Raw genomic sequence first — 6,875 nt, 5'->3', positions numbered from 1 at the left:
GGCGAAGTTAAACTGTGACAAAACAAAGACCCGTTTGGGTTGTATGGTTAAGTGACTAAGCGTACACGGTGGATGCCTTGGCAGTTGGAGGCGATGAAGGACGTATTAACTTGCGATAAGCCTAGTCAAGCTAGTAAAAAGCACTTGAGACTAGGATTTCCGAATGGGGAAACCCACCTGCTTGCAGGTATCGTTAACTGAATACATAGGTTAACGAGGCGAACGCGGAGAACTGAAACATCTAAGTACCCGTAGGAAAAGAAATCAACCGAGATTCCGGAAGTAGCGGCGAGCGAAACCGGAACAGCCCTTAAGCTTATTATGTGTTAATGGAAGGCTCTGGAAAGTGCCACGATACAGGGTGATAGTCCCGTACATGAAAAGACATTTTAAGTGAAATCGAGTAGGTCGGAGCACGTGAAACTTTGACTGAATATAGGTGGACCATCATCTAAGGCTAAATACTCCCAACTGACCGATAGTGAACCAGTACCGTGAGGGAAAGGCGAAAAGAACCCCTGTGAGGGGAGTGAAATAGAACCTGAAACCGTGTACGTACAAGCAGTAGGAGCAGACTTGTTCTGTGACTGCGTACCTTTTGTATAATGGGTCAGCGACTTATATTTTGTAGCGAGGTTAACCGATTAGGGTAGCCGTAGGGAAACCGAGTCTTAACTGGGCGAATAGTTGCAAGGTATAGACCCGAAACCCGGTGATCTAGCCATGGGCAGGTTGAAGGTTGAGTAACATCAACTGGAGGACCGAACCCACTAACGTTGAAAAGTTAGGGGATGACCTGTGGCTAGGAGTGAAAGGCTAATCAAACCGGGAGATAGCTGGTTCTCCCCGAAATCTATTTAGGTAGAGCCTCGGACGAATACTTACGGGGGTAGAGCACTGTTAAGGCTAGGGGGTCATCCCGACTTACCAACCCTTTGCAAACTCCGAATACCGTAAAGTACTATCCGGGAGACACACGGCGGGTGCTAACGTCCGTCGTGAAGAGGGAAACAACCCAGACCGCCAGCTAAGGTCCCAAAGTCATAGTTAAGTGGGAAACGATGTGGAAAGGCCCAGACAGCCAGGAGGTTGGCTTAGAAGCAGCCATCCTTTAAAGAAAGCGTAATAGCTCACTGGTCGAGTCGGTCTGCGCGGAAGATGTAACGGGGCTAAACTATGCACCGAAGCTGCGGATTTGAGCATACCACCCAAGCTATTTTGATTAACGTTGACAGCGCGAAGCGCACAACGTTCAAGCGTCACCCGAACGTGAGTCGGTGATGATAAAAGATAGTTTCGGGGTATGCTCAAGTGGTAGGGGAGCGTTCTGTAAGCCGTTGAAGGTGTACCGGGAGGTATGCTGGAGGTATCAGAAGTGCGAATGCTGACATGAGTAACGATAATGCGGGTGAAAAACCCGCACGCCGGAAGACCAAGGGTTCCTATCCCATGTTAATCAGGGTAGGGTAAGTCGACCCCTAAGGCGAGGCCGAAAGGCGTAGTCGATGGGAAACGGATTAATATTTCCGTACTTGGTATAATTGCGATGGGGGGACGGAGCAGGCTAAGCAAGCATGGCGTTGGTAGTCCATGTGAAAGTGAGTAGGCTAGCGACTTAGGTAAATCCGGGTTGCTGTTAGGCTGAGACACGAGACGAGTCACTAAGGTGATGAAGTTGCTGATGCCATACTTCCAGGAAAAGCCTCTAAGCTTCAGATTATACCGAATCGTACCCCAAACCGACACAGGTGGTCAGGTAGAGAATACTAAGGCGCTTGAGAGAACTCGGGTGAAGGAACTAGGCAAAATCGTACCGTAACTTCGGGAGAAGGTACGCTCCTATCTGTGATGAGACTTGCTCTCTAAGCGGACGGGAGCCGCAGTGACCAGGTGGCTGGGACTGTTTATTAAAAACACAGCACTGTGCAAAATCGCAAGATGACGTATACGGTGTGACACCTGCCCGGTGCCGGAAGGTTAATTGATGGGGTTAGTTTTCGGACGAAGCTCTTGATCGAAGCCCCGGTAAACGGCGGCCGTAACTATAACGGTCCTAAGGTAGCGAAATTCCTTGTCGGGTAAGTTCCGACCTGCACGAATGGTGTAACCATGGCCACGCTGTCTCCACCCGAGACTCAGTGAAATTGAAATCGCAGTGAAGATGCTGTGTACCCGCGGCTAGACGGAAAGACCCCGTGAACCTTTACTACAGCTTGGCACTGAACATTGAACCTACATGTGTAGGATAGGTGGGAGACTAAGAAGCAGAGACGCTAGTTTTTGTGGAGTCGTCCTTGAAATACCACCCTTGTAGTTTTGATGTTCTAACGTTGGCCCCTGAATCGGGGTTACGGACAGTGCCTGGTGGGTAGTTTGACTGGGGCGGTCTCCTCCCAAAGAGTAACGGAGGAGCACGAAGGTTGGCTAAGTACGGTCGGACATCGTACGGTTAGTGTAATGGTAGAAGCCAGCTTAACTGCGAGACAGACACGTCGAGCAGGTACGAAAGTAGGTCATAGTGATCCGGTGGTTCTGAATGGAAGGGCCATCGCTCAACGGATAAAAGGTACTCCGGGGATAACAGGCTGATACCGCCCAAGAGTTCATATCGACGGCGGTGTTTGGCACCTCGATGTCGGCTCATCACATCCTGGGGCTGAAGTCGGTCCCAAGGGTATGGCTGTTCGCCATTTAAAGTGGTACGCGAGCTGGGTTTAGAACGTCGTGAGACAGTTCGGTCCCTATCTGCCGTGGGCGTTTGAGAATTGAGAGGGGTTGCTCCTAGTACGAGAGGACCGGAGTGAACGAACCGCTGGTGTTCGGGTTGTCATGCCAATGGCATTGCCCGGTAGCTACGTTCGGAACTGATAAGCGCTGAAAGCATCTAAGCGCGAAGCAGGCCTCGAGATGAGTTCTCACTAGACTTTTAAAGTCTCTGAAGGGCCGTTGAAGACTACAACGTTGATAGGCAAGATGTGGAAGCATAGTGATATGTTAAGCTAACTTGTACTAATTACCCGTGAGGCTTAACCATACAACGCCAAACGCGTTTTATAATTTACGTCCATGTAAATTACTAAAGCCGCACAAGTGCGTTAAAATCTGTTCCAGACAGATTTTTATGTGACAGTTTAAGCGAAGAAGTTAATATAACTAAAGTAGATTACTGAAGACTTTTTATTATCAGAAATTCCAAATTTTAGTAAGTTTGATTAAATCGAACTTACACCAAATTTGCTTGGTGACAATAGCGTTTTGGACCCACCTGACCCCATGCCGAACTCAGTAGTGAAACGAAACAGCGCCGATGATAGTGTAGCATTTGTTATGTGAAAGTAGGTCATCGCCAGGCTCCAAATTAAAGAAACCCGTTACAGCGATGTGACGGGTTTTTTGTTGCCTAAAATAAAGTATAGCTCTCAGTTTTAAGCCGTCAGCTATCAGTTGCACAGTGTCAACCATAAAAAGAATGCCACAACTACCTCGCAGTGCAATCTATCCCTTAAGCAACAGACTCTTTTGGCAGGCTTTTTTTAAACTCGCGCTCCCCATAATGAAATTTAAACTCGCAAACTATTTCTCTGCCTTTGATTCTTCCTAAATTATACCAAACATATTTAATTTATGATCTATTTTAATTACCTTCTTTTTATGATCTAATACCCATACATTTGTCATTATCATTGAGTTTAGCTTGTCTACTATTCCTAACTTCCCGTATACCAGAGATGCCCGATTAAAAACGCGTTATGAAGTTATTCGCCTCTTTCTCGAAGTAAAAAATCGTACTGTTGTCGCCAAAACCACACGCGTTAGCCGTAGACTGGTCAATGAGTGGGTTACTGCATACTTATCCGATGGACTTAAAGCGCTTGATATTAAAAAACAATCAGGTCGCCCTTGTGGCTTAACATTAAAACAAAAGTGCCAGCTTAAAGATTATATCTGTGCGCACGCAGTGAAAGAAGAAGGTGGGAGGTTGATAGGTGAAGATATACGCAAATACATTTACGATACATTTGGTGTCCAATACAAACTCAATAATGTCTACCGTTTGATGTGTGAGCTTAATCTTTCATGGATAACGTCTCGTTCTAAACATCCTAAACAGTCAATTGAGGCACAAAAAGACTTTAAAAAATTTCCATTATAATACGATCATCACAATTCCAGGCCACGTGGCGCTTGATAGAGTGGATGTGTGGTTTCAAGATGAAGCGCGATTTGGGCAACAAAATACCACCTCAAAAATTTGGGCTAAAAAAGGCACTAGGCCACGTGTTGTGAAGCAACAGCAATTTCTATCCACTCATATTTTTGGTGCAGTATGCCCCGCAACAGGGCAAACAGAGGCGATTATAGCCCCTTATTTGAGTAAGGATATAATGAAACAACACTTACAACTCATTTCAGATGCTACGCCATGTGGACGGCACGCAGTGGTTATTGTTGATCGCGCAAGCTGGCATATGGGTAATGTTGGTGAAGGGATTAAAAATGTGTCGGTGATACCGTTGCCTCCTTATTCACCAGAACTTAATCCGGTTGAGCAAGTATGGGCATGGATGCGAAACAGAGAGTTATCTAATCGTACTTTTTCAGATTATGACGACATTGTGGAGCAAGTAAGTAGAGCGTGGAATGTGTTTCGTTCAAATATTACTAACGTTAAGCATATGTGCTTTAGAGCATGGACAAATTTGATCACTTAATAAATAGTATTGGTATTATACCAAACATATTTAATTTATGATCTATTTTAATTACCTTCTTTTTATGATCTAATACCCATACATTTGTCATTATCATTGAGTTTAGCTTGTCTACTATTCCTAACTTCCCGTATACCAGAGATGCCCGATTAAAAACGCGTTATGAAGTTATTCGCCTCTTTCTCGAAGTAAAAAATCGTACTGTTGTCGCCAAAACCACACGCGTTAGCCGTAGACTGGTCAATGAGTGGGTTACTGCATACTTATCCGATGGACTTAAAGCGCTTGATATTAAAAAACAATCAGGTCGCCCTTGTGGCTTAACATTAAAACAAAAGTGCCAGCTTAAAGATTATATCTGTGCGCACGCAGTGAAAGAAGAAGGTGGGAGGTTGATAGGTGAAGATATACGCAAATACATTTACGATACATTTGGTGTCCAATACAAACTCAATAATGTCTACCGTTTGATGTGTGAGCTTAATCTTTCATGGATAACGTCTCGTTCTAAACATCCTAAACAGTCAATTGAGGCACAAAAAGACTTTAAAAAATTTCCATTATAATACGATCATCACAATTCCAGGCCACGTGGCGCTTGATAGAGTGGATGTGTGGTTTCAAGATGAAGCGCGATTTGGGCAACAAAATACCACCTCAAAAATTTGGGCTAAAAAAGGCACTAGGCCACGTGTTGTGAAGCAACAGCAATTTCTATCCACTCATATTTTTGGTGCAGTATGCCCCGCAACAGGGCAAACAGAGGCGATTATAGCCCCTTATTTGAGTAAGGATATAATGAAACAACACTTACAACTCATTTCAGATGCTACGCCATGTGGACGGCACGCAGTGGTTATTGTTGATCGCGCAAGCTGGCATATGGGTAATGTTGGTGAAGGGATTAAAAATGTGTCGGTGATACCGTTGCCTCCTTATTCACCAGAACTTAATCCGGTTGAGCAAGTATGGGCATGGATGCGAAACAGAGAGTTATCTAATCGTACTTTTTCAGATTATGACGACATTGTGGAGCAAGTAAGTAGAGCGTGGAATGTGTTTCGTTCAAATATTACTAACGTTAAGCATATGTGCTTTAGAGCATGGACAAATTTGATCACTTAATAAATAGTATTGGTATTATCATCTTGTTGCAATTTCATCCTTGGTTTACTTTCTGAGCTGTGTAAAACTAGCGGGGTTAATTTAGTAAATCAGGTGACATGAATGTCGAATATAAAAGCTTGGAAACTTATCAGTTTATTTTGTTTGGTAAGCTTACTTATGGGCTGTCAATCGAAAGAAGAGCAGTTACAAGAAACAATTAAACAATCTATAGCTAAAGCTGAAGTTGAGTTAGCAGGACTTGGTAAAGCGTTAGATAATGGCTCAATTCGCAACGCGGTTTTATTGGGCGAATACGGTCGTATAATCAGCGAAGAAAAGCCTGAGTTGGCGCAAATCGCAACAGTACTTGCACAGGATGCAACTCGCAAGGGCGCACTTTATAGTGGCTTAACCCAGCGTTTAGCTGATATTAAAAGTACTTATTTAATCCCTCCTTATGAAGAAACATTGCTTAATATTGATATGTTACGCGATGCCGTTAAGCCTACGATATTTTCTGACGCGCTAACCGATCCAATTAATATGCTTGCCGATATGTCAGGTGGTTCATTGGCGCGTGTGGGTGCAATTAGCAAGCAGGCGGAAGGTGAAGGTGAAGGCAATCAGTTAGTCGGCAATCCTAATTATGGTAATTGGCAAACTAACAGTAACGGTATCAGCTTTTGGCAATGGTATGGTATGTACCGTATTTTAGGCGATGTATTTGATCGTGTGGAATATGGCAGTTGGAGCAAGCGCCGTAAATATAGCTATTATAATGATTATGGTCGTGCCCGCTATACCAGCCCGAAACAGATGAAAGCACAAACGGCAGTAGAAACACGAACACGCCAGTCTTATCAACGTCAAGGTAAGCAGTTTACCAGTCCTTATGCGTCGAAAAAGAGCGGTGCTTCAGGGTTAAGTCGTAGCAGTTATACCCCACCGAAAACACGCAGTAGTTACTCTAAAAGCAGTAGTTACAGTAAAAGTTCGGGCTCGGTAAGAGACAGCAGCAGCAGAACCTCTCGCGGTGTTAGTCGCGGTAAGTAAACG

Annotated in this window: 5 protein-coding genes and 2 rRNA genes; all 7 read left to right on the top strand. The window is 44.4% G+C overall.

Going from position 1 to position 6,875, the window contains the following annotated elements:
• The first annotated feature begins 45 nt into the window (after positions 1-45).
• The 7 genes from NDQ71_RS11620 (at position 46) to NDQ71_RS11590 (ending at position 6,872) form a co-directional block, all read left to right on the top strand.
• A 23S ribosomal RNA gene (locus NDQ71_RS11620) occupies positions 46-3,034 on the top strand.
• 203 nt (positions 3,035-3,237) lie between these two features.
• Positions 3,238-3,352, top strand: a 5S ribosomal RNA gene (rrf, locus tag NDQ71_RS11615).
• 342 nt (positions 3,353-3,694) lie between these two features.
• A complete protein-coding gene (locus NDQ71_RS11610) occupies positions 3,695-4,153 on the top strand; it encodes a winged helix-turn-helix domain-containing protein (protein WP_301561660.1) in 459 nt (152 codons plus the stop codon).
• Between the two features lie 25 nt (positions 4,154-4,178).
• Positions 4,179-4,712, top strand: a complete 534-nt coding sequence (locus tag NDQ71_RS11605; RefSeq protein WP_301561659.1) for an IS630 family transposase — start codon at positions 4,179-4,181, stop codon at positions 4,710-4,712.
• Positions 4,713-4,819: 107 nt separating this feature from the next.
• Positions 4,820-5,278, top strand: a complete 459-nt coding sequence (locus NDQ71_RS11600; protein WP_301561660.1) for a winged helix-turn-helix domain-containing protein — start codon at positions 4,820-4,822, stop codon at positions 5,276-5,278.
• Positions 5,279-5,303: 25 nt separating this feature from the next.
• Positions 5,304-5,837 (top strand): IS630 family transposase, encoded by a 534-nt coding sequence (locus NDQ71_RS11595; RefSeq protein ID WP_301561659.1) that lies wholly within the window; start codon positions 5,304-5,306, stop codon positions 5,835-5,837.
• A 102-nt stretch (positions 5,838-5,939) separates the two neighbouring features.
• Positions 5,940-6,872, top strand: coding sequence for a CHAD domain-containing protein (locus NDQ71_RS11590; RefSeq protein WP_192542562.1), 933 nt, complete (start codon positions 5,940-5,942; stop codon positions 6,870-6,872).
• Positions 6,873-6,875: the final 3 nt, after the last annotated feature.

Origin of the sequence: Pseudoalteromonas sp. KG3, assembly GCF_030436385.1 — a bacterium.
GTDB lineage: Bacteria > Pseudomonadota > Gammaproteobacteria > Enterobacterales > Alteromonadaceae > Pseudoalteromonas > Pseudoalteromonas prydzensis.
The sequence above is the reverse complement of the archived record's forward strand: the minus strand, read 5'-3'. Positions and strand labels throughout refer to the sequence as shown.

Bases quoted from the DNA above. Each gene is read 5' to 3' on its own strand.
- NDQ71_RS11590 (WP_192542562.1), top strand. From the start codon at position 5,940: ATGTCGAATATAAAAGCTTGGAAACTTATCAGTTTATTTTGTTTGGTA.